This is a genomic window from Streptomyces sp. NPDC059080, from assembly GCF_042739975.1.
Lineage (GTDB): Bacteria > Actinomycetota > Actinomycetes > Streptomycetales > Streptomycetaceae > Streptomyces > Streptomyces benahoarensis.
Genome location: NZ_JBHYGX010000022.1, coordinates 36,006 through 62,050, shown reverse-complemented (window position 1 = coordinate 62,050; position 26,045 = coordinate 36,006). Strand labels below are relative to the sequence as shown.

At 72.3% G+C, this 26,045-nt stretch carries 24 protein-coding genes and 1 pseudogene; 22 read left to right on the top strand and 3 right to left on the bottom strand.

Annotated elements, in window-relative coordinates; all coding sequences use genetic code 11:
* Positions 1-30: 30 nt before the first annotated feature.
* Positions 31-1,449 (top strand): sugar porter family MFS transporter, encoded by a 1,419-nt coding sequence (locus ACFWWQ_RS18835; RefSeq protein ID WP_384597567.1) that lies wholly within the window; start codon positions 31-33, stop codon positions 1,447-1,449.
* Between the two features lie 292 nt (positions 1,450-1,741).
* Here the strand turns inward: ACFWWQ_RS18835 and ACFWWQ_RS18830 are convergent, their stop codons facing one another.
* Positions 1,742-2,764, bottom strand: coding sequence for a helix-turn-helix domain-containing protein (locus ACFWWQ_RS18830; protein ID WP_384597498.1), 1,023 nt, complete (start codon positions 2,762-2,764; stop codon positions 1,742-1,744).
* A gap of 122 nt (positions 2,765-2,886) precedes the next feature.
* Here ACFWWQ_RS18830 and ACFWWQ_RS18825 point away from each other — a divergent pair, with 122 nt between their 5' ends.
* Positions 2,887-3,249 carry a cupin domain-containing protein gene (locus ACFWWQ_RS18825; protein ID WP_384597565.1) on the top strand — a complete coding sequence of 121 codons (363 nt, stop codon included), beginning with the start codon at positions 2,887-2,889 and terminating at the stop codon, positions 3,247-3,249.
* A 190-nt stretch (positions 3,250-3,439) separates the two neighbouring features.
* On the opposite strand, the gene ACFWWQ_RS18820 is transcribed toward ACFWWQ_RS18825, so the two are convergent.
* A complete protein-coding gene (locus tag ACFWWQ_RS18820; RefSeq protein WP_384597496.1) occupies positions 3,440-4,912 on the bottom strand; it encodes a purine-cytosine permease family protein in 1,473 nt (490 codons plus the stop codon).
* A gap of 370 nt (positions 4,913-5,282) precedes the next feature.
* On the opposite strand from ACFWWQ_RS18820, the gene ftsY reads away from it, so the two are divergent.
* On the top strand, positions 5,283-6,518 hold the full coding sequence (gene ftsY, locus ACFWWQ_RS18815; RefSeq protein WP_384597494.1) for a signal recognition particle-docking protein FtsY: 1,236 nt from the start codon (positions 5,283-5,285) through the stop codon (positions 6,516-6,518).
* A gap of 95 nt (positions 6,519-6,613) precedes the next feature.
* On the opposite strand, the gene ACFWWQ_RS18810 is transcribed toward ftsY, so the two are convergent.
* Positions 6,614-7,288 (bottom strand): bifunctional DNA primase/polymerase, encoded by a 675-nt coding sequence (locus ACFWWQ_RS18810; RefSeq protein ID WP_384597492.1) that lies wholly within the window; start codon positions 7,286-7,288, stop codon positions 6,614-6,616.
* A 508-nt stretch (positions 7,289-7,796) separates the two neighbouring features.
* On the opposite strand from ACFWWQ_RS18810, the gene ACFWWQ_RS18805 reads away from it, so the two are divergent.
* The 19 genes and pseudogenes from ACFWWQ_RS18805 (at position 7,797) to dprA (ending at position 25,535) form a co-directional block, all read left to right on the top strand.
* Complete coding sequence (locus ACFWWQ_RS18805) at positions 7,797-9,263, top strand: hypothetical protein (protein WP_384597490.1); 1,467 nt, start codon at positions 7,797-7,799, stop codon at positions 9,261-9,263.
* A gap of 273 nt (positions 9,264-9,536) precedes the next feature.
* Positions 9,537-10,946 (top strand): ammonium transporter, encoded by a 1,410-nt coding sequence (locus ACFWWQ_RS18800; protein WP_384597488.1) that lies wholly within the window; start codon positions 9,537-9,539, stop codon positions 10,944-10,946.
* Positions 10,943-11,265 (top strand): annotated as a pseudogene (locus ACFWWQ_RS18795) (P-II family nitrogen regulator); the annotation flags it as partial. The gene ACFWWQ_RS18800 and the pseudogene ACFWWQ_RS18795, both read left to right, overlap by 4 nt.
* Before the next feature lie 188 nt (positions 11,266-11,453).
* Complete coding sequence (gene ffh / locus ACFWWQ_RS18790; RefSeq protein ID WP_384597486.1) at positions 11,454-13,001, top strand: signal recognition particle protein; 1,548 nt, start codon at positions 11,454-11,456, stop codon at positions 12,999-13,001.
* A gap of 423 nt (positions 13,002-13,424) precedes the next feature.
* Positions 13,425-14,015 (top strand): hypothetical protein, encoded by a 591-nt coding sequence (locus ACFWWQ_RS18785; protein ID WP_384597484.1) that lies wholly within the window; start codon positions 13,425-13,427, stop codon positions 14,013-14,015.
* Positions 14,016-14,171: 156 nt separating this feature from the next.
* Positions 14,172-14,612, top strand: a complete 441-nt coding sequence (rpsP, locus tag ACFWWQ_RS18780; RefSeq protein WP_384597482.1) for a 30S ribosomal protein S16 — start codon at positions 14,172-14,174, stop codon at positions 14,610-14,612.
* A 2-nt stretch (positions 14,613-14,614) separates the two neighbouring features.
* Entirely contained in the window at positions 14,615-14,854 is a 240-nt protein-coding gene (locus tag ACFWWQ_RS18775; protein ID WP_384597480.1) for an RNA-binding protein, read from the top strand.
* Positions 14,855-15,031: 177 nt separating this feature from the next.
* Entirely contained in the window at positions 15,032-15,577 is a 546-nt protein-coding gene (gene rimM, locus ACFWWQ_RS18770; RefSeq protein ID WP_384597478.1) for a ribosome maturation factor RimM, read from the top strand.
* Complete coding sequence (gene trmD, locus ACFWWQ_RS18765) at positions 15,577-16,386, top strand: tRNA (guanosine(37)-N1)-methyltransferase TrmD (RefSeq protein ID WP_384597476.1); 810 nt, start codon at positions 15,577-15,579, stop codon at positions 16,384-16,386. The genes rimM and trmD overlap by 1 nt, the downstream gene beginning before the upstream one ends.
* A 132-nt stretch (positions 16,387-16,518) precedes the next feature.
* Complete coding sequence (rplS, locus tag ACFWWQ_RS18760) at positions 16,519-16,866, top strand: 50S ribosomal protein L19 (RefSeq protein ID WP_384597474.1); 348 nt, start codon at positions 16,519-16,521, stop codon at positions 16,864-16,866.
* A gap of 89 nt (positions 16,867-16,955) precedes the next feature.
* On the top strand, positions 16,956-17,720 hold the full coding sequence (gene lepB / locus ACFWWQ_RS18755; RefSeq protein ID WP_384597472.1) for a signal peptidase I: 765 nt from the start codon (positions 16,956-16,958) through the stop codon (positions 17,718-17,720).
* On the top strand, positions 17,713-18,726 hold the full coding sequence (gene lepB, locus ACFWWQ_RS18750; RefSeq protein WP_384597470.1) for a signal peptidase I: 1,014 nt from the start codon (positions 17,713-17,715) through the stop codon (positions 18,724-18,726). Before lepB (ACFWWQ_RS18755) ends, lepB (ACFWWQ_RS18750) begins: the two co-directional genes overlap by 8 nt.
* On the top strand, positions 18,668-19,615 hold the full coding sequence (gene lepB / locus ACFWWQ_RS18745; protein WP_384597563.1) for a signal peptidase I: 948 nt from the start codon (positions 18,668-18,670) through the stop codon (positions 19,613-19,615). The genes lepB (ACFWWQ_RS18750) and lepB (ACFWWQ_RS18745) overlap by 59 nt, the downstream gene beginning before the upstream one ends.
* 55 nt (positions 19,616-19,670) lie before the next feature.
* On the top strand, positions 19,671-20,453 hold the full coding sequence (lepB, locus tag ACFWWQ_RS18740; protein ID WP_384597468.1) for a signal peptidase I: 783 nt from the start codon (positions 19,671-19,673) through the stop codon (positions 20,451-20,453).
* Positions 20,446-20,970 (top strand): NUDIX hydrolase, encoded by a 525-nt coding sequence (locus ACFWWQ_RS18735; RefSeq protein ID WP_384597466.1) that lies wholly within the window; start codon positions 20,446-20,448, stop codon positions 20,968-20,970. The genes lepB (ACFWWQ_RS18740) and ACFWWQ_RS18735 overlap by 8 nt, the downstream gene beginning before the upstream one ends.
* Positions 20,971-21,008: 38 nt before the next feature.
* Positions 21,009-21,317 (top strand): DUF2469 domain-containing protein, encoded by a 309-nt coding sequence (locus tag ACFWWQ_RS18730; protein ID WP_003980220.1) that lies wholly within the window; start codon positions 21,009-21,011, stop codon positions 21,315-21,317.
* A 963-nt stretch (positions 21,318-22,280) separates the two neighbouring features.
* Positions 22,281-22,622, top strand: a complete 342-nt coding sequence (locus ACFWWQ_RS18725; protein WP_143942778.1) for a YraN family protein — start codon at positions 22,281-22,283, stop codon at positions 22,620-22,622.
* Position 22,623: 1 nt separating this feature from the next.
* Positions 22,624-24,297, top strand: a complete 1,674-nt coding sequence (locus ACFWWQ_RS18720) for a YifB family Mg chelatase-like AAA ATPase (RefSeq protein WP_384597464.1) — start codon at positions 22,624-22,626, stop codon at positions 24,295-24,297.
* Positions 24,294-25,535: a DNA-processing protein DprA gene (gene dprA, locus ACFWWQ_RS18715; protein WP_384597461.1), complete on the top strand. Its 1,242-nt coding sequence runs from the start codon at positions 24,294-24,296 to the stop codon at positions 25,533-25,535. The genes ACFWWQ_RS18720 and dprA overlap by 4 nt, the downstream gene beginning before the upstream one ends.
* The last annotated feature ends 510 nt before the right edge of the window (positions 25,536-26,045 follow it).

The window sequence follows — 26,045 nt, the reverse complement described above, 5'->3', positions numbered from 1 at the left end:
GGCAGCGCCGCCGGGCCACTGGAGTACACGTTGACCAGCACCGCGCAACCGGCGGTACCGGAAGGCCGCAAGGCCCAGCCGGACCATCTCGGCCATGTCATCTTCATCACCGCGGCTGCCGCGATGGGCGGCTTCCTCTTCGGCTACGACAGCTCCGTCATCAACGGCGCCGTCGAGGCGATCCGCGGCCGGTACGACGTGGGTTCCGCTGTTCTGGCCCAGGTCATCGCCATCGCGTTGATCGGCTGCGCGATCGGCGCCGCCACCGCGGGCCGGATCGCCGACCGGATCGGCCGCATCCGCGTGATGCAGATCTCCGCGGGGCTCTTCACCGTCAGCGCCGTCGGGTCCGCGCTGCCGTTCGCGCTCTGGGACCTCGCCATGTGGCGGGTGCTCGGCGGTATCGCGATCGGCATGGCGTCGGTGATCGGCCCGGCGTACATCGCCGAGGTCTCGCCGCCCGCGTACCGGGGGCGGCTCGGCTCGTTCCAGCAGGCCGCGATCGTCGTCGGCATCGCCATCTCCCAGCTCGTCAACTGGGGCATCCTCAACCTCGCCGACGGCAACCAACGCGGCAAGCTCGCCGGCCTTGAGGCGTGGCAGTGGATGCTCGGCGTGATGGTGATCCCGGCGCTCCTGTACGGCCTGCTGTCGTTCGTCATCCCGGAGTCGCCGCGCTTCCTGATCTCCGTCGGCAAGATCACCAAGGCGAAGCAGGTGCTGTCCGAGGTCGAGGGGCACGGCGTCGATCTCGACACGCGGGTCGAGGAGATCCAGGAGGCGATGCGCCGGGAGCACAGGTCGACGTTCAGGGATCTGCTGGGCGGCCGGGGCGGCTTCCTGCCGATCGTGTGGGTCGGTATCGGATTGTCGGTCTTCCAGCAGCTGGTCGGCATCAACGTCGCGTTCTACTACTCGTCGACGCTGTGGCAGTCCGTGGGCATCGACCCCAGTGGCTCGTTCTTCTACAGCTTCACCACGTCGATCATCAACATCATCGGCACCGTCATCGCGATGATCTTCGTCGACCGGATCGGTCGCCGCCCGCTGGCCCTCATCGGCTCCGCCGGTATGGCCGTCGCGCTCGCCCTGGAGGCGTGGGCCTTCTCCGCCAAGACGGCGGCCGGGACGCTGCCGACGACGCACGGCACCGTCGCCCTCATCGCGGCCCACTGCTTCGTGCTCTTCTTCGCCCTCTCCTGGGGCGTGGTGGTCTGGGTCTTCCTCGGCGAGATGTTCCCCAACCGCATCCGCGCCGCGGCGCTCGGCATCGCCGCCTCCGCCCAGTGGATCGCCAACTGGGCCATCACGGCGAGCTTCCCGAGCCTGTCCGACTGGAACCTCTCCGGTACGTACGTGATCTACATGGTCTTCGCCCTGCTCTCGATCCCCTTCGTGCTGAAGTTCGTGAAGGAGACCAAGGGCAAGGCGTTGGAGGAGATGGGCTAACCCACCCCGCCAGTCCGTTTCCTCGGAAGTGGATGCCGCCCCGGCTCATTCGGAGAGCCGGGGCGGTGTCGTGTGCGGGGGTGGTCCGGTGGGCGCCGCGTGGTGCGTGGGCCCCCTGTGTGCCTGCGCCGTACGTACGTGGGGTGTGCGCCCGGTTCCTGCGCGCCGCCCCATGCGCGCCGCCCCATGTGCCCGCCCCATGCGCGTCCGCCCCATGCACGCTCATGCGCGTCCGCCCCATGCGGGGCGGCATGCGGGGCGGCATGCGGCGCGCCTCGGGCCCGTCCGCTCGTCAGGTACCGGCGTTCCCGGGCGGTGCGGGGGAGCGGTGGCGGCAGGCGCGGCGGTAGGCGGCGGGTGTCGTGCCCAGGGCGTCGTGGAAGCGGCGCCGCAGGTTGGTCGCCGACGAGAGGCCGACGCGCGCGGCCACCGCCTCGACCGGAAGATCGGTCTCCTCCAGCAACGTGCGCGCCGCCGCGATCCGGCGGGCCAGCAGCCACTGGCCGGGGCTGGTGCCCACCTCCTCGGCGAAGCGGCGCGCCAGCGTCCGCGGCGAGACCCGTAGCCGCGCCGCCATCTCCGCCACCGACACCCGCGTCCCCAGCCGCCCGGACACCCAGACCAGCAACGGCGCCAGCGACGGGTCCGCCCGCAGGGGCGGCGCCTCCGCGGTGAACTGCGCCTGGCCGCCCTCACGGTGCGGCGGCACCCCCATGTACCGGCCGACGCGCGCCGCGTACCCGGCACCGTGGTCGGCGCGCAGCAGATGCAGACAGAGATCGACCCCGGCGGCCGCCCCCGCGCTCGTCGCGACGTCGCCGTGGTCGATGTACAGCACCGTGGCGTCCATCTCCACGCGCGGGAAGCGGGCCGCGAAATGCGCCGCGCGGTTCCAGTGGGTCGTCGCCCGCCGCCCGTCCAGCACTCCGGTCGCGGCCAGCGCGTACGCGCCCGAGCAGAGCCCTATCAGGCGGGCGCCGCGCCGGTGGGCGGCGCGCAGCGCCCCGTGTATCTCCTCGGGTAACGGCGCGTCGGGCGCCCAGCCGGGGACGACGACGGTGCCGGCCTCGTCCAGCGCGGACAGCCCCGCCGTGGCGTGCAGCGTGTACCCGGCGGTCGTCGCCACAGGGCCGGGCCGCAGCGCGCAGATCCGGAAGTCGTAGTAGGCGGGGAGGCCGGGCCGCCGGGTGCCGAAGACCTCCGCGGCACAGCCCAGTTCGAACGTCGGCTGCGGTGCGTGCACCAGCGCCACGACCTGATGACGCGCCCCGTCCCCGCCCGATGGTGCGGCGGCGGGGGACGACGATTTGATCATGGCAGGAAAGTACCCGGCGGGGTCGGTTCTGGCACTGGGAACGCCCCCCGCCGGCCCGACAAGCTGTCCCCATGAACGTGAACACGCAGGTCAACGACGAGCAGGACGCGACGCCCGAGGGAATGGCCGCCGGAGCGGTGGCGGGGGCGCACCCCGGGGGCGTGGGCGGCACGCCCGGCTACCTCTTCCGTACGGTGGCCGACGCCGAACCCATGGAACCCGCACCCGGCATCAGCGCCCGGCTGCTGTGGACCGGGGAGAACGGCGCGAAGGCGATGGTCGTGGAGTTCGCCCCCGGCAGCTGCTGGGACGGGATCGACGTCCACGAGCCGGGCCCCGAGGAGGTCTACGTGGTCTCCGGAACCTTCCACGACGGCGACCGCGCCCACCCCGCGGGGACCTTTATCCACGCGCCCGCGGGCTCCTGGCACGTGCCGCAGTCCGCGGCCGGCTGCACGCTGTTCGTTTTCTACCCGGAAGGCTGACGGTACGGGCGTACGGGGCCGGGCGGCGGCGCAGGGGGCGCGGCCGCATGGGGCGGGCCGTCCCGGCCCGTGCCTCGTACCGCATGGGGCGGCTGCACGGTGCGGCCCCGGTACCGGAACGGCTCGCCGCGCCATGCGGTCAGCAGCGTCTCCAGCACCTCGCCCTGGAGGGCGCCGCGCCCCGCCCCCGTCAGCCTGTCTTGAGCGGCGTCCGGCCCTCGGCGACCGGCTCGTCCGTGGCCGGGACGTTCTCCTTCGGGCGGGGCAGCACCGCGAAGAGGACCGCGGCGATGAGGATCGTGGCCGCCCAGCCCAGGCCGTTCCGGCCGATCCAGGTGGTGGCAAGCGGGCCGGTGAACCACTGCACGTTCGTGAAGCACAGCCCCGTGGCCAGCGCCGCGGCCCAGGCGATCATGGCCTGCCAGCAGAAGCCGCCCCGGTACCAGTAGCGGCTGGTGCGCCCGATGGTCAGCAGGCTGTCGGCGTCGTAGCGGACGGCCAGGGAGCGGCGCCGGGCCATGTCCACGGCGTAGACGCCGATCCAGGCGGAGAACGAGACGGCGAGCAACGTGAGGAAGGTGATGAACTGCCCGATGAAGTCCTTGGCGGCCAGCATCATGAACAGCCCGCCCACCAGGCTGATGACGGCGTTGATGCTCACCGCCAGGGCCCGTGGCAGCTTGACGCCCATGGTCTGCGCGGTGAACCCGGCGGAGTACATCGACAGGCTGTTGATCAGCACCATCCCTACCAGGGCGGTGATCAGATACGGCACCGCGAGCCAGGCCGGCAGGATCGTGCCGAGGAACGACATCGGGTCGGTGTTCTGCCCGGCCAGCTTCGGGTTGGACACCGCCATCACGCCGCCCATCAGCACCATCGGCACCAGCACCAGCGCCGCGCCGGAGACCGTGGCGCCGACGATCCGGCGGCCGGAAGCGGAGTGCGGGAGGTAGCGCGCGAAGTCCGGGCCGGTGGGCACCCAGCTGATGCCGCCCGCGGCGATGGTGCCGATGCCCGCGATCACCATCGCGGTGGTGCCCGCCTTCTTCGCGAAGATCGCCTGCCAGTCCATCGTGGCGATCAGATACACCAGCACCATCACGGTGAACAGGCCGAAGAGGTACGTGGAGTACCGGTTGCAGAGGTTGAGCGCCTTACGCCCCATGCCGCTCACCAGATACGTACAGGCGACGAACGCGAGCAGGGTGATGACCACCAGCAGGTTGTTGGCGCGGACGTCGAACAGGAGGCGCAGCACCGTCAGCACCGCGTACGCGCCGGTGACGGCGTTGATCGTCTCCCAGCCGAAGCGGGCCACCCACAGGATCGCGCCCGGGAAGTAGTTCCCCCGGACACCGAACGCCGCCCGGGAGAGCATCGCGCCCGGCGCGCCGCCCCACTTCCCGGACACCGACAACACCCCGACCATGCCGAACGCCACCGTCGCCGCGATGACGGCGACCAGCAGCACCTGCCAGAAGTTCAGCCCGTTGGTGACCACCAGCGCGGCGCCCATGGTCAGCAGGAGCGCGCTGATGTTGACGGCGGCCCAGGTGGGGAAGAGTTCGCGGACGTGTCCGTGGCGTTCGCCGTCGGGTACGGGCTCGATGCCCCGGGTCTCGACGGCGCCCTCGGCGTCGGGGGTGGACGTGGTGCCCATGGTGCAGGTGTCTCCGTGCGCGGTTCTGGAGCGCCCCGGGAGGCGCTGAGGCAGCGGCTTTGGTGCCCGGCCGGGTTCGGTCGCCAGGACTCTACGCGCGTTGCGCAGTCGTCCACCATCGTACTTTGATCCAAGTTTGTGCCGTACGTCCCGTTGGATGCCTCCATGAAACCGCAGCTCCACGCCGTCTGAGGAAGCCCCCAACTCATTCCCTCCACCCTGCTGACCAGCGATTTCCGGCCAGCCTCGACGTGGTGGACGCGCGCCCCGCGCACCGGGGCGTGGGGCGGGGGCGCGAGGGGCGCGCGGCGCTCACGGGATCGGCGCGTGCGGCCCCCGGAGACGGCACGTGGCTGATACTGGGAGGGTTATGGAAATCGTCATCCTTGCTGTAGTCATCGCCGTGGTCGTGCTCGGCGCGATCAGCGGGCTCGTCGTCAGCGGCCGTAAGAAGAAGCAGCTGCCGCCGTCCCCGCCGACCGCCGCCGTCACGCCCTCCGTCACCGCGCCGCCCGCAGAACCGCAGGTCGGTGAGGAAGCCGAGGCCCCGAGCGACGTATCCCGTCGCACCATCGAAGACACTCCGCTGCCCGTCGCCGAAGCCCCCGAGGCCGAGGCGCCGGTCGCCGAGCCGGAGGCCCCGCCCGCCCCGGAGATCGAGGTTCCGGAGCCGACCGCCGGCCGCCTGGTGCGGCTGCGCGCCCGGCTCTCCCGGTCGCAGAACTCCCTCGGCAAGGGCCTGCTGACCCTCTTGTCCCGCGAACACCTCGACGAGGACACCTGGGAGGAGATCGAGGAGATCCTGCTCACCGCCGATGTCGGCGTGGCCCCCACCCAGGAGCTGGTCGAGCGGCTGCGGGAGCGGGTCAAGGTCCTCGGCACCCGCACCCCCGAAGACCTGCGCGCCCTGCTGCGCGAGGAACTGCTCACCCTCATCGGCACCGACACCGACCGCTCCGTGCACATCGCGAACGGCATCGGCAACGGCGGCGACGAGATCCCCGGCGTCGTCCTGGTCGTCGGCGTCAACGGCACCGGTAAGACCACCACCACCGGCAAGCTCGCCCGGGTGCTGGTCGCCGACGGCAAGTCCGTCGTCCTCGGCGCCGCTGACACCTTCCGCGCCGCCGCCGCCGACCAGCTCCAGACCTGGGGCGAACGGGTCGGCGCCCGCACCGTGCGCGGCCCCGAGGGCGGCGACCCCGCCTCCATCGCCTTCGACGCTGTCAAGGAGGGCATCGCCGAATCCGCCGACGTCGTCCTCGTCGACACCGCCGGCCGGCTGCACACCAAGACCGGCCTCATGGACGAGCTGGGCAAGGTCAAGCGGGTCGTCGAGAAGCACGGCCCGGTCGGCGAGGTGCTGCTCGTCCTCGACGCCACCACCGGCCAGAACGGCCTCGTCCAGGCGCGGGTCTTCGCCGAGGTCGTGGACATCACCGGTGTGGTCCTCACCAAGCTCGACGGCACCGCCAAGGGCGGCATCATCGTCGCCGTCCAGCGGGAGCTGGGCGTCCCGGTGAAGCTCGTCGGCCTCGGCGAGGGCGCCGACGACCTCGCGCCGTTCGAGCCCGAGGCGTTCGTCGACGCGCTGATCGGCGACTGACCACCGCGCCACCCGCCGACGCCAACGGCCCCCGGCGCCCGCTCCCGTACGGAGCGAGGCGCCGGGGGCCGTCGCGTCGGAGCGGACCGGGGGCGCTACCCGGCCGCCCGACGGCCCGAGCGGTGGCAGACGTACGCGAGCATCCCCAGCAGCAGCCGGGCCTGCGGCGGGCGGGCCGCCGTCTCCAGAGACGGCGGACGGAGCCAGCGCACGGGGCCGTCCGCGCCGTGGTCGGACGGGGGAGCGGTGAGATGGTCGCCCTGCCCCAGGGAGCGCAGATCGAGCGCCGCGTCGTCCCAGCCCGTCCGGTAGAGCAGCCCCGGGAGCCCGGCGGCGGCCCCCGGCGCGACGAAGAACTGCGCGCGCCCCGTGGGCGTCAGCGTCACCGGGCCGAGCGGCACCCCCATCCGCTCCAGTCGCGCCAGCCCGCACCTGCCCGCCGCCTCCGGTACGTCGAGCACGTCGAACGACCGGCCCACCGGCAGCAGCACCGCCGCCCCCGGCGTCCGCGACCAGGCGGCCGTGACCGTCTCCAGCGAGGCGCCCGCCGCGATCTCCGCGCCGAAGGACAGCGGATGCGCGCCGGGCGCCGGGCAGGCGGACACCCCGCACGAGCACTCCAGGCGCCCGCCGCCGGTGCGCGCCGCCCGGGCGCCGGGCACGACGTCCCAGCCCCACAGCCCCGTGTATTCGGCCACCGTGGTGCTCTCGGGCGCGCGCACGCGGCGCCTGGCACCGATGTCCCGGATGCCGCCGATCGTGAAACCCATGCCCCTCCAACGGGTGGTGTGCCGGTGTGGTTACGAGCCGTCCCGGGCCCCGGAGCCGACCACGGCGCCCCGCCGCACGGGACGCCCGGAGCGCCGCCGTGACGCTCCGCCGACGGGGCACGGACGCCCCGCGGCGCGTCCTCGGAGCGGGGGCGCGCCACGGGGCGTGTGCCGTGGCGCGCGCGCCGTCACACGCATCGCTCCGCCGGGTCGCGCCCGGCCTGTGTCAAGTCAATCGCGCAGAGCCGAGCGGCAGTTCATTCGAAGGGGTGGCGAATGGTGGCGTTTCCGTGAGCGACCTCGCGGAGATCGTGATCGTACGATTACTTTCGGTGCCCGGAGTCGGGGGCGCCGTCCGGGCCGGTCCCGCCGGCGGCCGGACCGGCCGGACCGGCCGGAGCGGTGGCCGGAATGCGTGACCGGCCGGGGCCGGCCGGGCAGGATGCCTCAACAAGCCGGATCCTGCACGGGATTCGCGTCGGGCGACACACGGTTGGGGGCGTTACCAGTGGGCGGCAACGGCAGCGGAACTGCCGAGAAGCGTCCCAACACACAGTTGGGATCGTGGTTCGTGCGCAGCGGCTGGTCCAAGGGCGAGCTGGCCCGTCAGGTCAACCGCAGAGCCCGCCAGATGGGCGCGCACCACATCAGCACCGACACCTCCCGCGTCCGCCGCTGGCTCGACGGCGAACAGCCGCGCGAGCCCATCCCACGCATCCTCTCCGAACTCTTCTCCGAACGCTTCGGCTGCGTCGTCGGCGTCGAGGAGCTGGGCCTGCGCGCCGCGCACCGCGCCCCGTCCGTCTCCGGCGTCGACCTGCCCTGGGCCGGGCCCCAAACCACCGCCTTCCTCAGCGAGTTCTCCCGCAGTGACCTGATGCTGGCCCGCCGCGGCTTCCTCGGCACCTCCCTCGCCCTCGCCGCCGGACCGTCCCTCATCGAGCCGATGCAGCGCTGGCTGGTTCCGGTCCCCCCGGCCCCGGGCGCCCCGCAGCCCGAGCCCGCCCGCGACCGCACCCGCCGCGCCCGCCTCTCCGCCCCCGAACTCGACCTGCTGGAGGCGACCACCGCCATGTTCCGGCAGTGGGACGCCCAGTGCGGCGGGGGGCTGCGCCGCAAGGCCGTCGTCGGGCAGCTCCACGAGGTCACCGACCTCCTCCAGGAGCCGCAGCCCGCCACCGTCGCCACCCGCCTCTTCAAGGTGGCCGCCGAACTCTCCCAGCTCGCAGGCTGGATGAGCTACGACATCGGCCTGCAGCCCACCGCCCAGAAGTACTTCGTCCTCGCGCTGCACGCCGCCAAGGAGGCCGGCGACCGTCCCCTGGGCGCGTACATCCTCTCCAGCATGAGCCGCCAGATGATCCACCTCGGCCGCCCCGACGACGCGCTGGAGCTGATCCACCTCGCGCAGTACGGCAGCCGCGAGACGGCCACCGCCCGCACCCAGGCCATGCTGTACGCGGTGGAGGCCCGTGCCTGCGCCGGGATGGGCCGCCCCAGCAAGGTCAAGCGCGCCGTCCGCATGGCGGAGGAGACCTTCGAGGACGCGGTGCCCGGCGAGCCCGAGCCCGACTGGATCCGCTTCTTCTCCGAAGCCGAACTGAACGCCGAGAACGCCCACTCCTACCGCGATCTCGCCTACGTTGCCGGGCGCAGCCCCACCTACGCCGCCCTCGCCGCGCCGGTCATGGAGCGCGCCGTCGAACTCTTCGCCAAGGACGCCGAGCACCAGCGCTCGTACGCCCTCAACCTCATCGGCATGGCCACCGTCCGTCTGCTGCAGCGCGAGCCGGAGCAGTGCGCCGTGCAGGCCCGGCAGGCCATACCGTTCGCCCAGCAGGTCCGCTCCGAGCGGGTCAACACCCGGCTGCGGAAGACCGTCGACACCGCCGCCCGCGACTTCGGCACCGTCGCGGAGGTAATCCACCTCGGCGAGGAGCTGGCCCGCCGCCTCCCCGAGGCCGAGGCCGTCTGACGACGCCGAGGCCGCACGACACCGGCCGCGGACGCCACCCCGTACCGCCCGACTCGGCTTCCCCACGCCAGGTCATACGGGTGGCGCCGCGGCCGGCCCGCGTCCGGTGCCGTGCGCACCGTCCCGTTCACCGCCGCGTAACGCCGACGACGCCTTCGTCACGGCGGTGAAACGCCCGTGGGCCGTGGCCGAAACCGGGCTGCGCCAGCCTCTTCGGAACGACGGCCCCCACCACGGCACCCGCACGGGCCGCATCGACGACGGGAGACGCCGATGCCCCCAGGCATCCAGACCCTCGCGGACGGGCTCGCGGCCGACGCCGCCCTGAGCCCGGCCGACACCGGCTTCATGCTCCTCTGCTCCGCCCTCGTCATGGTGATGACGCCGGGCCTGGCCTTCTTCTACGGCGGCATGGTGCGCGTCAAAAGCGTCCTCAACATGTTGATGATGAGCTTCGTCAGCCTTGGCATCGTCACCGTTCTGTGGGTCCTCTACGGCTTCGGGCTCGCCTTCGGCACCGACCGCGGCGGACTCATCGGCTGGCGCGGAGATTTCGCCGGACTCGGCGGCATCGGCCTGACCGAACTGTGGGGCACCAGCACCATCCCGGTGTACGTCTTCGCCGTCTTCCAGCTGATGTTCGCCGTCCTGACACCCGCGCTGATCAGCGGCGCCCTCGCCGACCGCGTCAAATTCACCGCCTGGGCCCTCTTCACCGCCCTGTGGGTCACCGTCGTCTACTTCCCGGTCGCCCACTGGGTGTGGGGGGAGGGCGGCTGGCTCTTCCGGCTCGGCGTCATCGACTTCGCCGGCGGCACCGCCGTCCACATCAACGCGGGCGCCGCCGCCCTCGGCGTCCTGCTCGTCGTCGGACGGCGCATCGGCTTCCGCCAGGACCCGATGCGCCCGCACAACCTGCCCCTGGTGATGCTCGGCGCCGGACTGCTGTGGTTCGGCTGGTTCGGCTTCAACTCCGGCTCCTGGCTGGGCAACGGCGACGGCGTCGGCGCAGTCGCCTTCGCCAACACCCAGGTCGCCACCGCCGCCGCGATGCTCGGCTGGCTCGCGTACGAGAAGCTGCGCCACGGGGCGTTCACCACCCTGGGCGCCGCCTCCGGCGCGGTCGCCGGACTCGTCGCCATCACCCCGGCATGCGGCGCCGTCAGCCCGCTCGGCGCCCTCGCCGTCGGCGTCATCGCGGGGATCCTCTGCGCCCTGGCCGTCGGCCTCAAGTACACGCTCGGCTTCGACGACTCCCTCGACGTCATCGGCGTCCACCTCGTCGGCGGCATCGCCGGCTCCCTCCTCGTCGGCCTCTTCGCCACCGGCGGCGTGCAGTCCCCCGCCCGCGGCCTCTTCTACGGCGGGGGCCTCGGGCAGTTCGGCAAGCAGACCCTCGGCGTGGCCGCCGTCCTGCTCTACTCCTTCGTCGTCAGCCACCTCCTCGCCAAGGGAGTCGACCGGCTGATGGGCTTCCGGGTCGCGGAGGACGAGGAGATCACCGGCGTCGACGCCGCCGCCCACGCAGAGACCGCCTACGACTTCACGGGCGCGGGCGGCGGCGCCGTCCACCGCGTACCGGCCGTGGCCCCGGAGGCTCCCGGCGCCCTCAGCGGCGGACCGGCACCCACGAACGCAGCGGAACGGGGCCTCGGCCCGGACACGGAGAAGGTGGACGCGTGAAGCTCATCACGGCAGTCATCAAGCCGCACCGCCTCGACGAGGTGAAGGAGGCGCTGCAGGCGTTCGGCGTGCACGGCCTGACCGCCACCGAGGCCAGCGGCCACGGCCGGCAACGCGGCCACACCGAGGTCTACCGCGGCGCCGAGTACACCGTCGACCTCGTCCCGAAGATCCGCATCGAGGTCCTCGCCGACGACGCGGACGCCGCCCCCTCACCGAGGCCCTCGTGACCGCCGCCTGCACGGGCAAGATCGGCGACGGCAAGGTGTGGAGCGTTCCGGTGGACGAGGTGGTGCGGGTACGCACGGGGGAGAGGGGGTGGATGCGTGGTGATCCCCGGTCGGCGGAGCATGGGGCGGGTCCGCCGCCCGCGCCGTGCGCCGCGCCCTGGAATGACGCGCCCGGCCCCGGCCCCGGTGCCGGCGGCCCGGAGCGGCCCGCTTGCCGGGCCGGATACCCTAGGAGCCGACTGCCTTACGCCCCCGACCCCGAGGAACGACGACCGCCGTGTTCGATACGCTTTCCGACCGCCTGGCGAGTACCTTCAAAAACCTCCGGGGCAAGGGCCGCCTCTCCGAGGCCGACATCGACGCCACGGCGCGCGAGATCCGTATCGCCCTTCTTGAGGCCGACGTCGCGCTGCCCGTGGTCCGGGCCTTCATCAAGCAGGTCAAGGAGCGCGCCTCCGGCTCCGAGGTCTCCCAGTCGCTGAACCCGGCCCAGCAGGTCATCAAGATCGTCAACGAGGAGCTGGTCGGCATCCTCGGCGGCGAGACCCGCCGCCTGCGCTTCGCCAAGACCCCGCCGACCGTGATCATGCTCGCCGGTCTCCAGGGTGCCGGTAAGACCACCCTCGCCGGCAAGCTCGGCCACTGGCTCAAGGGCCAGGGGCACACGCCGCTGCTCGTCGCCTGCGACCTCCAGCGCCCCAACGCCGTCAACCAGCTCTCCGTCGTCGCCGAGCGCGCCGAGGTGGCGGTCTACGCCCCCGAGCCCGGCAACGGCGTTGGCGATCCGGTCAAGGTCGCCCAGGACTCGATCGAGTTCGCCCGCGCCAAGCAGCACGATGTCGTCATCGTCGACACCGCCGGCCGCCTCGGCATCGACCAGGAGCTGATGCAGCAGGCCGCGGACATCCGCGACGCGGTCAACCCCGACGAGGTCCTCTTCGTCGTCGACGCGATGATCGGCCAGGACGCGGTCAACACCGCCGAGGCGTTCCGCGACGGCGTCGGCTTCGACGGCGTCGTCCTCTCCAAGCTCGACGGCGACGCCCGAGGCGGTGCCGCGCTCTCCATCGCGCACGTCACCGGCAAGCAGGTCATGTTCGCCTCCAACGGCGAGAAGCTGGACGACTTCGACGCGTTCCACCCGGACCGCATGGCGTCCCGCATCCTCGGCATGGGCGACATGCTCAGCCTGATCGAGAAGGCCGAGCAGACCTTCAGCCAGGCCGAGGCCGAGAAGATGGCGGCCAAGCTCCAGAAGGGCCCCAAGGAGTTCACGCTCGACGACTTCCTGGCCCAGATGGAGCAGGTCCGCAAGATGGGCTCCCTCTCCAAGCTGCTCGGCATGCTGCCCGGCATGGGGCAGATGAAGGAGCAGATCAACAACCTCGACGAGCGCGAGGTCGACCGCACCGCCGCGATCATCAAGTCGATGACCCCGGCCGAGCGCCAGGAACCGACGATCATTAACGGCTCCCGCCGCGCCCGTATCGCCCGGGGTTCCGGCGTCGAGGTCAGCGCCGTCAAGAACCTCATCGAGCGGTTCTTCGACGCGCGCAAGATGATGTCGAAGATGGCCCAGGGCGGCGGCATCCCCGGGATGCCGGGCATGCCCGGCGCGGGCGGCGGCGCCAAGAAGAAGAAGCAGGTCAAGCAGGCCAAGGGCAAGCGCAAGAGCGGTAACCCGATGAAGCGCAAGGCCGAGGAGGCGGCGGCCGCGGCCCGCCGCGAGGCCGCCCAGAACGGCAATCCGCTCGGCCTGCCCCCCGGCGGAGCCGACGCCCAGGACTTCGAACTCCCCGAGGAGTTCAAGAAGTTCATGGGCTGACCCCCGAGGTCCCGTCGCCCGGGCCCCCGCCGTACGCACAGACGCTGTTGGTTCATTCGGGGGCTCGCATGACGTCGGCCTTCAAGACCCGGTTGTGGTCTTGAAGGCCGACGTTGTCGTGTGGGGTGGGTGCGGGTGCCGATGCAGCCGAGCGGGCCGAGCGGGGTCCCGGTGGGGCGCACCGGCGGGGGCCCGCGCACACCCGGCCGCGCACGGTGCCCTCCGCACCGTGCAGTGCGACGGCGTACGCCGTACGGATGACGCGGGGGTACGCACCGGCTTTGCGGGCTCCTGTGCGCCTTGGGCGCGGAACGGGGCAGCCACCCCGGGTGCGGCCCATGACACGAAACTGACTGGTACGTGCAAATTATTTGGGATGGCCCGGAATCGGAACACCGGGCGTCCCCGGCTCGTTGTCACGACGTGAGCACGACACCGCCTGTTCTCGCCGCCGAACTGGCGCTCGCCTGGGCCGATATTCAACGGCACCACCCCGAGCTGCCGGATCTGGCCGCGCCCGAGTCCCTGATCGGAGAGTCGTCGTCCGCCTGTGGCGCCGAGCTCTCCTTCGAACGGCTGCTCCACGAGGCAGTCCACGGCATCGCCGCCTCCCGCGGCATCCGCGACACCTCCCGTGCGGGCCGCTACCACAACCGCCGGTTCCTCGCCATCGCCGAGGAGCTGGGCCTGGATCATGCCGACGAGCCGCACCCCAGCAGCGGCTTCTCCCTGGTCACACTCAGCCCCGAGGCCAGACGCCGCTACCGCCCCACCATCGAGCGGCTCGCCAGAGCCCTCAAGGCCCACACCGCCGCGACCGCCGCCGACAGTGCCCGCAGCTTCCGCGGCCCGGCCGCCCGCCACGGCTCCTCCGGCGGCGGCGTCCGCGTCAAGGCCGTCTGCGACTGCGGACGCAACGTCCGGGTCGTCCCGTCCGTGCTGGCCCAGGCCCCGATCGTCTGCGGAGGCTGCGGCAAGCCGTTCCGGATCCCCGAGGTGGCCGCGGTCGGCTGACCGTACGGCGTGTGGCACAATGGACCGCTGTACTCGACAGTCGCACAGGACCCCTCTCTCCTCCGGCTGGCGCGTCCATCGGGCATACCGAGTACCGCAACCCCACGTGGCATCCCGTTGTGCCCCACCACGTCAAGACCAGGAGACACCACTCCCGTGGCAGTCAAGATCAAGCTGAAGCGTCTGGGCAAGATCCGCGCGCCTCACTACCGCATCATCATCGCCGACTCGCGTACCCGCCGTGACGGCCGGGCCATCGAGGAGATCGGCCTGTACCACCCGGTGCAGAACCCCTCCCGCATCGAGGTCGACTCCGAGCGTGTCCAGTACTGGCTGGGTGTCGGCGCGCAGCCGACCGAGCCCGTCATGGCCATCCTGAAGGTCACCGGCGACTGGCAGAAGTTCAAGGGCCTGCCCGCCCCGGCGCCGATGCTGGTCGCCGAGCCGAAGGCCGACAAGCGCGCCCTCTTCGAGGCCGCCGCCAAGGCGTCCGGCGACGAGCCGAAGGGTGAGGCCATCACCCCGAAGGCGAAGAAGGCTGACAAGAAGGCGGACGAGGCTGCGGCCGACTCCACCTCCGAGTCCACCGAGGCCTGAGCATGCTCGAGGAGGTCCTTGAGCACCTCGTCAAGGGCATCGTCGACAACCCCGATGACGTCCAGGTAGCCTCGCGCACCCTGCGTCGTGGGCGTGTGCTGGAGGTCCGGGTGCACCCCGACGATCTCGGCAAGGTGATCGGCCGCAACGGCCGTACCGCCCGCGCCCTGCGGACCGTCGTGGGCGCTCTCGGTGGACGGGGCATCCGCGTCGACCTCGTCGACGTGGACCAGGTCCACTGAACAGTTGAACACCGGCTCGGGCCGGGGACGGCTTTCGGGCCGTCCCCGGCCTTTGTCGTCGGCGCCGCAGCCCCGTACCCCACGGGCGCCCGGCGCCACCGGAATCGGCAACATCACGCGCGGCACCGCAGCGGTTCCGCGCAAGCGGCGGCGGATCGGCCGCAGAGAGGCAACACCGTGCAGCTGGTAGTCGCGCGGATCGGCCGCGCCCACGGCATCAAGGGCGAGGTCACCGTGGAGGTGCGTACCGACGAGCCCGAACTGCGGCTCGCGCCCGGAGCCGTCCTGGCCACCGACCCGTCCACGGCCGGACCGCTCACCATTGAGACCGGCCGGGTCCACAGCGGCCGGCTGCTGCTGCGGTTCGCCGGCGTGACCGACCGGACCGCCGCCGAGGCCCTGCGCAACATCCTGCTGATCGCGGAGGTCGACCCCGAGGAGGTCCCCGAGGACCCCGAGGAGTTCTACGACCACCAGCTGATCGACCTCGACGTCGTCACCCGCGACGGCACCGTCGTCGGCCGGATCACCGAGGTCTCCCACCTGCCGTACCAGGATCTGCTCGTCGTCGGGCGTCCCGAGGGCGGCGAGGTGCTGATCCCATTCGTCAGCGAGATCGTCCCGGAGATCGACCTGGAGGAGCAGCGCGCGGTCATCGACCCGCCGCCCGGCCTCCTCGACGACGCGCAGGCCGAGATCGCCAGCAGTCGTGAGGACAGCTGATGCGCCTCGACGTCGTCACGATCTTCCCCGAGTACCTCGAACCGCTGAACGTCTCCCTCGTCGGCAAGGCCCGCGCCCGCGGCCAGCTCGACGTCCGCGTCCACGACCTGCGGGACTGGGCGCACGACAAGCACAACACCGTCGACGACACCCCCTACGGCGGCGGACCCGGCATGGTCATGAAGCCGGAGCCGTGGGGCGAGGCGCTGGAGGAGATCCTCGCCTCCGGTGAGGGCGAGCCCGTCCTCGTCGTTCCGACGCCCAGCGGCGAGCCGTTCACCCAGCAGCTCGCCGTCGAACTCTCCGCCAAGCCCTGGCTGGTCTTCACCCCGGCCCGTTACGAGGGCATCGACCGCCGCGTCATCGAGGAGTACGGCGACCGGCTCGACGTCCGCGAGGTCTCCATCGGCGACTACGTCCTGGCGGGCGGCGAGGCGCCGGTCCTGGTGATGGTCGAGGCCGTCGCCCGGCTGCTGCCCGGCGTCCTGGGCAACGCCGCCTCCCACCAGGACGACTCCTTCGCGCCCGGTGCGATGGCCGACCTCCTGGAGGGGCCCGTCTACACCAAGCCGCCCGAGTGGCGCGGCCGGGGCATCCCCGAGGTGCTGCTCAGCGGCCACCACGGCAAGATCGCCCGCTGGCGCCGTGACGAGGCGTTCCGCCGTACGGACCGCAACCGCCCGGACCTGATCGAGCGGGCCGATCCTGCCGCGTTCGACAAGAAGGACCGCGAACTGCTGTCCATCCTGGGGTGGGCCCCGGGCGAGGACGGCCGATTTGGGCGGACCGGTCAGGGCGTGGAAGAATAGGCAGCTGCTGTGTGCGTCCGGCGCGCGCCCCTGCCACAGGGGGAACGACGTCCGTCCGACGGAACGGCACCCGAACATCATCTCCGAATTCCCGTTGATGACCTGTGGCATCAGCGAAGAAAGCAGTAGGTCATGCACCTTCTCGACTCCGTCGACTCCGCGTCGCTGCGCAGCGACATCCCGGCCTTCCGCCCGGGTGACACCGTCAACGTCCACGTCCGCGTCATCGAGGGCAACCGCTCCCGTGTGCAGCAGTTCAAGGGCGTGGTCATCCGCCGCCAGGGCAGCGGCGTGCGCGAGACCTTCACGGTCCGCAAGGTCAGCTTCTCCGTCGGCGTCGAGCGCACCTTCCCCGTGCACACCCCGATCGTCGAGAAGATCGAGCTGGTGACCCGCGGTGACGTGCGTCGCGCCAAGCTCTACTACCTCCGTGAGCTGCGCGGCAAGGCCGCGAAGATCAAGGAGAAGCGCGACAAGTGAGCCCGCACGCCGGGCCTCCTCCCTGGTGAGGGCCCCGGCGCCCGGCTCTCGTACGGTGCCCGGAACCGGCCGGATAGGCTCACGTTCCGATGGACACCGACGCACAGCTCCCGGAGCGCGACCGCACCCCCGACCCCGACCAGGGACGGGAGCCGCGGTCGCGCTCCGCGCGTTTTCCCGCCGCCTTCGCCCCGCTCCGCTTCCGGCCGCTGACGCTGCTGGTCTGTTGCGTGGTCTTCGTGCTGCTGCTGAGCGCCTTCGTCGTCCAGCCTTTCCTCATTCCGAGCACGTCGATGGAGCACACTCTCCAGGTCGGTGACCGGGTGCTGGTCAACAAGCTCGCGTACCGCTTCGGCGACGCGCCCCGGCGTGGGGACGTCGTCGTCTTCGACGGCACAGGGTCTTTCGTTCACAGGGAGACGGAGGAGAATCCCGTGACGGGCCTGCTGCGCGGAGCCGGCGCGGCGGTGGGCCTGGCCCGTCCGGCCGACACCGACTACGTCAAGCGCGTGATCGGGATCGGAGGGGACAGGGTGGCCTGCTGCGACAGACGGGGGCGGATCAAGGTGAACGGTGAGCCCGTGACCGAGGGCTATGTGTATCCGGGGGACGCCGCGTCGTCGGTGCCCTTCGACATCGTGGTGCCCCAGGGGAAGCTGTGGGTGATGGGGGACCACCGGTCGCGGTCGAGTGACTCCCGCGACCACCTCGGTGAGGAAGGCGGCGGCACCGTCCCCGTCGACAAGGTGATCGGCCGGGCCGACTGGATCAGCTGGCCGGTGAGCCGTTGGACGGGCCTGGACCGGCCGCCGGCGTTCTCCCGGGTGCCCGCCCCGGCAGGCTCCCATGGGTAACCGGGGACGGCACGGCAGACCGCAGGACGACGACGGCACGCACGCGGCGGACGACCGGTCGGCGACCGGCGGCCGGGCCGACCGGCGACGTCAGGCACGCCGCATCAAACGCCGCAGACGCCGCTCGTACCTCAAGGAAATACCCATCCTGATCGCGGTGGCGCTGGCCATCGCGCTGGTCCTGAAGACGTTCCTGGTCCAGGCGTTCGTGATCCCGTCCGGCTCCATGGAGCAGACGATCCGCATCGGGGACCGGGTGCTGGTCGACAAGCTCACCCCGTGGTTCGGCTGGCAGCCCGAGCGTGGTGACGTCGTCGTCTTCAAGGACCCCGGCGGCTGGCTCAAGGGCGAGCAGACGAAGAAGGCCGACGATCCGCCCGGTGTGAAGCAGTTCAAGGAGGCCATGACCTTTATCGGTCTGCTGCCGTCGGCCGACGAACAGGACCTGATCAAGCGGGTGGTCGCGGTCGGCGGTGACACCGTCAAATGCTGCGACGCACAGCACCGCGTCACCGTCAACGGCACACCGCTGACCGAACCGTACCTCCACCCCGGCAACCCGCCGTCCGAGATTCCGTTCACGGTGAACGTCCCCACCGGCCGGGTCTTCGTCATGGGCGACCACCGCTCCAACTCGGCGGATTCGCGCTTCCATCTCGACGAGGCGTACCGTGGCACGGTTTCCGAGGACAACGTCGTCGGGCGGGCCGTGGTCATCGCCTGGCCGTTCGCCCACTGGCGGCGCCTGGAAGAGCCCGACACCTTCGCGAACGTGCACGACGCGCCGGGCGCGAAGGCGGCGGCCGGGGCGGGCCCGCATAGGGTGTTGCCCGAGTCTTTGACCCCACTCCCGACCCCTGCGGAACTCCCGCTCGTTATGGGAGTGATGGGCCTGCACCGGTTGACGGGCGGGCGAGAGCGCGGAGTAAGGAGTGGATGTGGGGGACTTGGCGGTCGGCACGCGGTCCGGAACCGGAGAGCCCGAGGAACCGGCGGGGCGCGGTGAGGCCGCGTCGGCGGCGGGTTCCGTGCATCTCGCGAAGCCACAGGCACAGTCACCGAACGAAGGTCAGGCACCACCGGCGGCCCGGCGGCCCGTCGTGGACGAGGAGAAGGACGGCGTGACGAAGGCCAAGAAGCAGCGCGCCTTCTGGAAGGAGCTGCCGATCCTCGTCGGCATCGCGCTGATCCTCGCCCTGCTGATCAAGACCTTCCTGGTGCAGGCGTTCTCCATCCCGTCCGACTCGATGCAGGACACCCTGCAGCGCGGCGACCGGGTGCTGGTGGACAAGCTCACGCCGTGGTTCGGGTCGAAGCCGGAGCGCGGCGAGGTCGTCGTCTTCCACGACCCGGGCGGCTGGCTCAACGAGACGCCGACGCCCGAGCCCAACCCCATCCAGAAGGTTCTCAGCTTCATCGGTCTGATGCCGTCCGCCGAGGAGAAGGACCTGATCAAGCGGGTCATCGCGGTCGGCGGCGACACCGTCGAGTGCCACGGCACAGGGCCGGTCAAGGTCAACGGCAAGGCCCTCAAGGAGGATTCGTTCATCTTCCCCGGCAACACGCCGTGCGGTGACCGCGCCTTCGGTCCGATCCACGTTCCCAAGGACCGCATCTGGGTCATGGGCGACCACCGCGACGACTCCCTGGACTCGCGCTACCACCAGAACCTCAAGGGCGACGGCACGGTCTCGGTGGACGAGGTCGTCGGCCGCGCGTTCACCATCGCCTGGCCGATCAACCGCTGGTCGACGCTCCCGGTGCCGGACACCTTCCAGCAGCAGGGCATCGACAAGGCCATGGCCGCCGCGCCCGCCGCGCTCGGTCTGGCCGGTGCCGTCCCGCTCGTCCTCTGGCGTCGCAAGAGGCTGACCGGGGAACGTACTCCCAGGTAGGGTGCCGTCCCAGATCTTCGACGCGGGCCCGCGCCCGCGGGGTGGGAGCGCTGGGATGGTCCGCAGCACCGAACGCACCGACGGCCACGGCCGGACCACGGGCAGCACACTGTCCGGTCTGGCCGTGGCCGTCGGCTGTGTCCTCTTCCTCGGCGGCTTCGTCTGGGCGGCTCTGCTCTACCGCCCCTATACGGTGCCGACCGACTCGATGGCCCCGACGATCGCGCCCGGCGCCCGGGTGCTGGCCGAGAACGTCGACGGCTCCCAGGTGCTCCGCGGCGACGTCGTCGTCTTCCGGGACAACGTCTGGGGCGACGTCCCCATGGTCAAGCGGGTGGCCGGGGTCGGCGGCGACACCGTCGCCTGCTGCACCAAGGGGAAGCTGACGGTCAACGGCATCCCCGTCGACGAGCCGTACCTCCAGAACCCGCGGCTCGCCTCGCCCACCGGCTTCACCGCCAAGGTCCCCGACGGCCGCCTCTTCCTCCTCGGCGACCACCGTGGCGACTCCCTCGACTCCCGCTCCCACGCCACCGACGGCGACGACGGTGCCGTGCCGCGCGACGCCGTCCTGGGCCGCGTCGACGCCCTGGCCTGGCCACTGAGCGACGTCGGCATGCTCGACCGCGCCGACGGTTTCGCCGCGCTGCCCGGCGGCACCTCCGAGCCGGGTCCGCTGTCTCCGCTGACCGTCGCCATCGTCGCCGGAGCTGTCCTCATCCTGGGCGGCGCCGCGTACGGGCCCCTTGCCGCCCGTAGGAAACGAGCAGCTCAGGGCGCGCCCGCGGGGGCTGCCGGGGCGGCGCCCGCGGCCGACGGGGAGCGGGCCCATGGCTGACGACGTCACCGGCGCGGCCGAGGGCGGCCTGCCTGAGGAGGCGCGCCGGGTGTCCCGCGTCATCCTCCTCGACCCCGCCGACCGCATCCTTCTGCTGCACGGCTTCGAACCGGCGCACCCGGAGGAGACCTGGTGGTTCACGCCCGGCGGCGGCCTGGAGGGCACCGAGACCCACGAGGAGGCCGCCCTGCGGGAACTGGCCGAGGAGACCGGCATCACCGGCGCGGTCCTCGGCCCGGTGCTCTGGCAGCGCCGCTGCTCCTTCCCATTCGACGGCCGCCGCTGGGAGCAGGACGAGTGGTACTACCTGGCCCGCACGGAGCGCACCGCGACCGACACCCGGGGCCAGACCACCCTGGAGCGGCGCAGCGTATCCGGGCTGAGGTGGTGGACCGTGGCGGAACTGTCGGCGACCCATGAGACGGTGTACCCGACCAGACTCGCCGGGCTGCTGCGCACGCTGCTCGAAGAAGGGCCCCCGAGTGCGCCGCTGGCCCTGGAGACCGAGCGGGCCTGACGCACAATAGGGGCACGCACGGCTGAAGGGGATCTGCCATGAGCGCCGAGGACCTCGAAAAGTACGAGACCGAGATGGAGCTGAAGCTCTACCGGGAGTACCGCGACGTCGTCGGACTGTTCAAATATGTGATCGAGACCGAGCGGCGCTTCTACCTCACCAACGACTACGAGATGCAGGTGCACTCCGTCCAGGGCGAGGTCTTCTTCGAGGTGTCGATGGCCGACGCCTGGGTGTGGGACATGTACCGCCCGGCTCGCTTCGTCAAGCAGGTCCGCGTCCTGACCTTCAAGGACGTGAACATCGAAGAGCTGAACAAGAGCGATCTGGATCTGCCGGGGAGCTGAGTGACGGCGGGGCCGGGGCTTCGGACGGCGGGCGGGACGTCGGGGCCTGCGGTATGCCGGGGCGTGCAGGCTGGGCCGGGTCGGTGGGGCCGGGGTCGTGCGACCTGCGGCTGAGAGGCCGGGGCGTGCGGTCTCCAGGGCGTGCGGTCGGTGGCGTGGATACGTGCTCGGGGCTGCCGGGGTGGTGTGGCGAGGGCGTTACTCCGCTCGTCCGGGTGGCTGGGTTATCCACAGCCGGGCGGTTATCCACCAAGATCCAATACTTCCGGTCTGAGCCGTCACAGTCGGTGCCGGAGGTGGTACCGCATGAACGTCATGCAGCACGGTGTGAGGAATGGCCTGTGGGTGGGGCCGGAGAGTGGCGGGTGGCCTGGAGGGATGGGGGCCCCGTCGGTTGGGGCGACGGGGGCCGGGGAGGCTGGGCCAGGGGGCGTTGCCCGGGTCGGCTCGGTACCCGGGGCGCCGTTCCGTACGGCGGGTGAGGCGCGGCCGGGGGAGAGGGGCGCTGTCCGGCCCGGGCCGGAGTGCGGCGCGTCGTCCGGGTCGGAGCGCGGAGCCCCGCCCGTTCCGGCGAGTGAGGTACGGCAAGAGGCGGAGGGCGTCCGGCTCGTTCCGGTGAGCGGTGCGCCGCCCGGTCAGGCTTACGCCGCACCGACTCGCACCACCCCGCACCACCCCGGTGCCGGGAGCCGGGAGCCCGCATCTGCCGACATCCCGGAGCCGCCCCCGGCCCCACACTCCGCAGCCGGGGCGGAGCCGCCGGACGCCCCGGACCACGCGCCCGCCACCCGCCCGGCCCGCGACGGTGAGTGGACCGGGCGTACGAGCCCCCGGAAACCCCGCGGCGAGGCCCGCACTCCGGGCCGCCGCACCCCCGCCGCCGAGGCTCGGGGCAGCCGCGAAGCTCCGCGCCGTACCCCTGCCTCGCCGGTCACCCGACCCGTCACCACGCCGCGCCGTGCCCTGGGCCGGTACGGCGAGGACCTGGCGGTTCGCCGTCTCACTGCGAGCGGTATGTGCATTCTCGACCGCAACTGGCGCTGCCGCGACGGCGAGATCGACATCGTCGCCACCGACGCCGACGCCCTCGTCATCTGCGAGGTCAAGACCCGCCGCGCCAGCGCCTACGAACACCCGATGGCCGCCGTACGCCCCGACAAGACCCGCCGGCTGCGGCTCCTGGCGGAACGATGGATGGAACGCCACGGCGGACCGCCGCCGGGAGGCGTCCGCATCGACGTGATCGGCGTCCTCCTGCCGGCCCGGGGCGCCCCGGTCGTCGAGCACGTCCGGGGGGTGGCGTGAGATGGGATTCGCCCGCACCTGCTCCGTCGCGCTCGTCGGCGTCGAAGGCGTCGTCGTCGAGGTCCAGGCGGACCTCGAACCGGGCGTCGCCGCCTTCACTCTCGTCGGACTCCCCGACAAGAGCCTCGTCGAGGCCAAGGACCGGGTCCGCGCCGCCGTCGTCAACTCCGGCGCCGAATGGCCGCAGAAGAAACTCACCATCGGTCTGAGCCCGGCATCGGTCCCCAAGAGCGGCAGCGGCTTCGACCTCGCCGTCGCCTGCGCCGTCCTGGGCGCCGCCGAACGCCTCGACCCCCGGGAGCTGACCGACCTGATGATGATCGGCGAACTCGGGCTCGACGGCCGGGTCCGCCCCGTCCGCGGCGTACTGCCCGCCGTCCTCGCCGCCGCCGAAGCCGGATACCGCACCGTCGTGGTCCCCGAATGCACCGCGGCCGAAGCCTCCCTCGTCCCAGGCGTCACCGTCCTCGGTGTTCGCAGCCTGCGCCAACTCATCGCCATCCTGGCCGACGAACCGGTCCCCGACGAGGAGGAAGTGCCACGGGAAGGGCATCCCGACCCGCTGCTGGCCGGGCTCGCCGTGCCCGGCACCGGCATCGCCGCCGGACTGCCCTCCGGCGACCACATCCCCGACCTCGCCGACGTCGCAGGCCAGCACACTGCCCGCCGCGCCCTGGAGATCGCCGCGGCCGGACGCCACCACATCTTCCTCAAAGGCCCGCCCGGAGCAGGGAAAACCATGCTCGCCGAACGTCTCCCGGGCCTGCTGCCGCCCCTGACACCCAAGGAATCCCTCGAAGTCACCGCCGTCCACTCCGTCGCCGGCACCCTCCCGCCCGGCCAGCCACTCGTCGAACGGCCGCCGTACTGCGCACCGCACCACTCCGCGACGATGGCGTCCCTCGTGGGCGGCGGCACCGGACTGCCCCGCCCCGGAGTCGTCTCGCTCGCCCACCGCGGAGTGCTCTTCCTCGACGAAGCCGCCGAATGCAGCGCCCGCGTGCTGGACGCCCTGCGCCAGCCCCTCGAAGCCGGGCATGTCGTGGTCGCCCGAGCCGCCGCCATGCTACGGATGCCCGCCCGCTTCCTCCTCGCCCTCGCCGCCAACCCCTGCCCCTGCGGTCGCCACGGCACCCCCGGCGGCGGCTGCGAATGCCGCCCGTCCTCCGTCCGCGGCTACCGCGCCCGCCTCTCCGGCCCCCTCATGGACCGCGTCGACCTGCGCGTCACCGTCGAACCGGTCGCCCGCTCCGCCCTCGCCAGCCTCGGCGCCGGTGCCGAATCCAGCGCCACCGTCGCCGAACGGGTACGCGAGGCCCGCGCCCGCGCCGCCGCCCGCTACGCCGGGACGCCCTGGACGACCAACAGTGAGGTGCCCGGCCACGAACTCCGCACCCGCTGGCACGCCCAACCCGGCGCGCTCGCCCAGGCCGAACGCGACCTGGAATGCGGCCTGCTCACCGCCCGTGGCCTCGACCGCGTCCTCCGCGTCGCCTGGACCGCCGCCGACCTCGCCAGACGCGACCGCCCCACGGCCGAAGACGTCGCCGCAGCCCTCGAACTCCGCACCGGCGTTCAGCGCGGCGTCCCCGCACCCACCACCCGCCGGCGCCCCCGCCCGGACGGGAAACACCCCCGGCACCCCGCCCCCGACCCGGCCCGGGTGACGTCATGACCACACCCCACCCGCCTCACGAGCCCCGCCGCCCGGCCACCGGCGAACCTCGACCCCACGGCCCCACCGCCCCCGCACCGGCGCCACCGGACTGCCCCACCCCGGAGCGCACCGCCCGCGCCGCCCTCAGCCGCGTCATCGAACCGGGCGATCCACGCGCCGGACGCTGGCTGCGCGAACTGGGACCCGTCGCCCTGTGGCACGCCCTCACCGGCGACGGGCCGCCGCCCAGGGGCGGGAGCCGCGCCGCGTTGGACGGCCTGCGCCTGCGCGCCGCCCGCGCCGACCCCGCGGGCGACCTCGCCACGGCAGCCGCTCTCGGGGCCCGGTTCCTCTGCCCCGGGGACGACGAATGGCCCGGTCAGCTCGACGACCTCGGCGACACCCGCCCCACCGGCCTCTGGGTACGCGGCGGCGCGAACCTCCGCCTGTGGGCCCTGCGCTCCGTCGCCCTCGTCGGCGCCCGGGCGTGCACCGAGTACGGCGCCCACCTCGCCGCCACCCTGGGCGCCGGGCTCGCCGACCGCGGCTGGACCGTCGTCTCCGGGGCCGCCTACGGCATCGATGGAGCGGCCCACCGTGGCACCCTCGCCGCAGGCGGCGCCACCCTCGCCGTCCTGGCCTGCGGCATCGACCGCGCCTACCCCTCCGGCCACACCGAACTGATCGACCGCATCGTCCAACAGGGCCTCATCGTGGGTGAGTTACCACCCGGCGCGCATCCCACCCGCAGTCGGTTCATCCAGCGCAACCGCGTGATCGCCGCCCTCACCCGCGGCACCGTCGTCGTCGAAGCTGCACTGCGCAGCGGCTCCCTCGTCACCGCCCGCCGCGCGCAGACCCTGGGGCGACTCACCATGGGCGTACCGGGGCCGGTCACCAGCGCACTCTCTGCCGGTGTGCATCAACTCCTGCGCGGTGAGGCCACGGTGGTCACCTGCGCCGACGAAGTCGTCGAGCACGCCGGTGCCATCGGCGACCTCGCCCCTGAACCACGCGGCCCAGTGCTCGCCCGCGACCTCCTCGAACCGGCCACCGCACGCGTCCTGGAGGCCCTGCCACCCCGCGGGACCGTGTCCCTCGCCGACGTCGCCCACGCATCCGGCCTCTCCCAGGATGTCACCCACAGCAGACTCCACGAACTGTGCACGCTCGGATTCGTCCGGAGATCCGGCACGCGCTGGGAGTTCGTACGGCAGGCCGATCCCCCCACCGGTTCCCGGCGAGGCGGTACTTGACCTGGCGCGAACGGGTGAAAAGGTGAGGACAAGAACTGTCGAATCCAGATTTGGCATGCTTCAGCAGGCTAAACCACACCGCAAGGAGAGGTTGATGTGGCACGCGGGACGCGAGAGGCCCCGTCGGCCCCGCCTCTTCGGCCGGTGGCCCGCCTTCCCGACGCGCCGCGCGCAACGCCGCGGCGTGCCGTACGCGGTAACCCTGGGGTGCGGGCAGCGGAACGTATCTGCGCACACCCGAACCGCACTCCCTCGCACACAGCGACGCTTCAGTCACGCTACGCTCACATCCGACCAGTCCGCCCACCCATCCACCCGTGTCTCGGCAGAACGGCTCAAGGCGACGAATGCCCCAGCACACCTCCGGTTCTGACCGCGCGGCAGTACCACCTGCCGCGGGGGGCGGGGGGGGCCCCCCCCCCCCCCCCCCGCGCGGCGGGGGGGGGGGGGGCGACCACCGCGCCCGCGTCGGCCGCCGGCGGGGGCCGCGGGTCCAGGCCGACCAACCCC

Bases quoted from the DNA above. Each gene is read 5' to 3' on its own strand.
- lepB (WP_384597470.1), top strand. From the start codon at position 17,713: ATGGGTAACCGGGGACGGCACGGCAGACCGCAGGACGACGACGGCACG.
- dprA (WP_384597461.1), top strand. From the start codon at position 24,294: ATGACCACACCCCACCCGCCTCACGAGCCCCGCCGCCCGGCCACCGGC.
- ACFWWQ_RS18800 (WP_384597488.1), top strand. From the start codon at position 9,537: ATGCCCCCAGGCATCCAGACCCTCGCGGACGGGCTCGCGGCCGACGCC.
- lepB (WP_384597468.1), top strand. From the start codon at position 19,671: ATGGTCCGCAGCACCGAACGCACCGACGGCCACGGCCGGACCACGGGC.
- lepB (WP_384597472.1), top strand. From the start codon at position 16,956: ATGGACACCGACGCACAGCTCCCGGAGCGCGACCGCACCCCCGACCCC.
- ACFWWQ_RS18720 (WP_384597464.1), top strand. From the start codon at position 22,624: ATGGGATTCGCCCGCACCTGCTCCGTCGCGCTCGTCGGCGTCGAAGGC.
- ACFWWQ_RS18775 (WP_384597480.1), top strand. From the start codon at position 14,615: ATGCTCGAGGAGGTCCTTGAGCACCTCGTCAAGGGCATCGTCGACAAC.
- trmD (WP_384597476.1), top strand. From the start codon at position 15,577: ATGCGCCTCGACGTCGTCACGATCTTCCCCGAGTACCTCGAACCGCTG.
- ftsY (WP_384597494.1), top strand. From the start codon at position 5,283: ATGGAAATCGTCATCCTTGCTGTAGTCATCGCCGTGGTCGTGCTCGGC.
- ACFWWQ_RS18730 (WP_003980220.1), top strand. From the start codon at position 21,009: ATGAGCGCCGAGGACCTCGAAAAGTACGAGACCGAGATGGAGCTGAAG.
- ACFWWQ_RS18810 (WP_384597492.1), bottom strand. From the start codon at position 7,288: ATGGGTTTCACGATCGGCGGCATCCGGGACATCGGTGCCAGGCGCCGC.
- rplS (WP_384597474.1), top strand. From the start codon at position 16,519: ATGCACCTTCTCGACTCCGTCGACTCCGCGTCGCTGCGCAGCGACATC.
- ACFWWQ_RS18735 (WP_384597466.1), top strand. From the start codon at position 20,446: ATGGCTGACGACGTCACCGGCGCGGCCGAGGGCGGCCTGCCTGAGGAG.
- ACFWWQ_RS18830 (WP_384597498.1), bottom strand. From the start codon at position 2,764: ATGATCAAATCGTCGTCCCCCGCCGCCGCACCATCGGGCGGGGACGGG.
- ACFWWQ_RS18825 (WP_384597565.1), top strand. From the start codon at position 2,887: ATGGCCGCCGGAGCGGTGGCGGGGGCGCACCCCGGGGGCGTGGGCGGC.
- ACFWWQ_RS18820 (WP_384597496.1), bottom strand. From the start codon at position 4,912: ATGGGCACCACGTCCACCCCCGACGCCGAGGGCGCCGTCGAGACCCGG.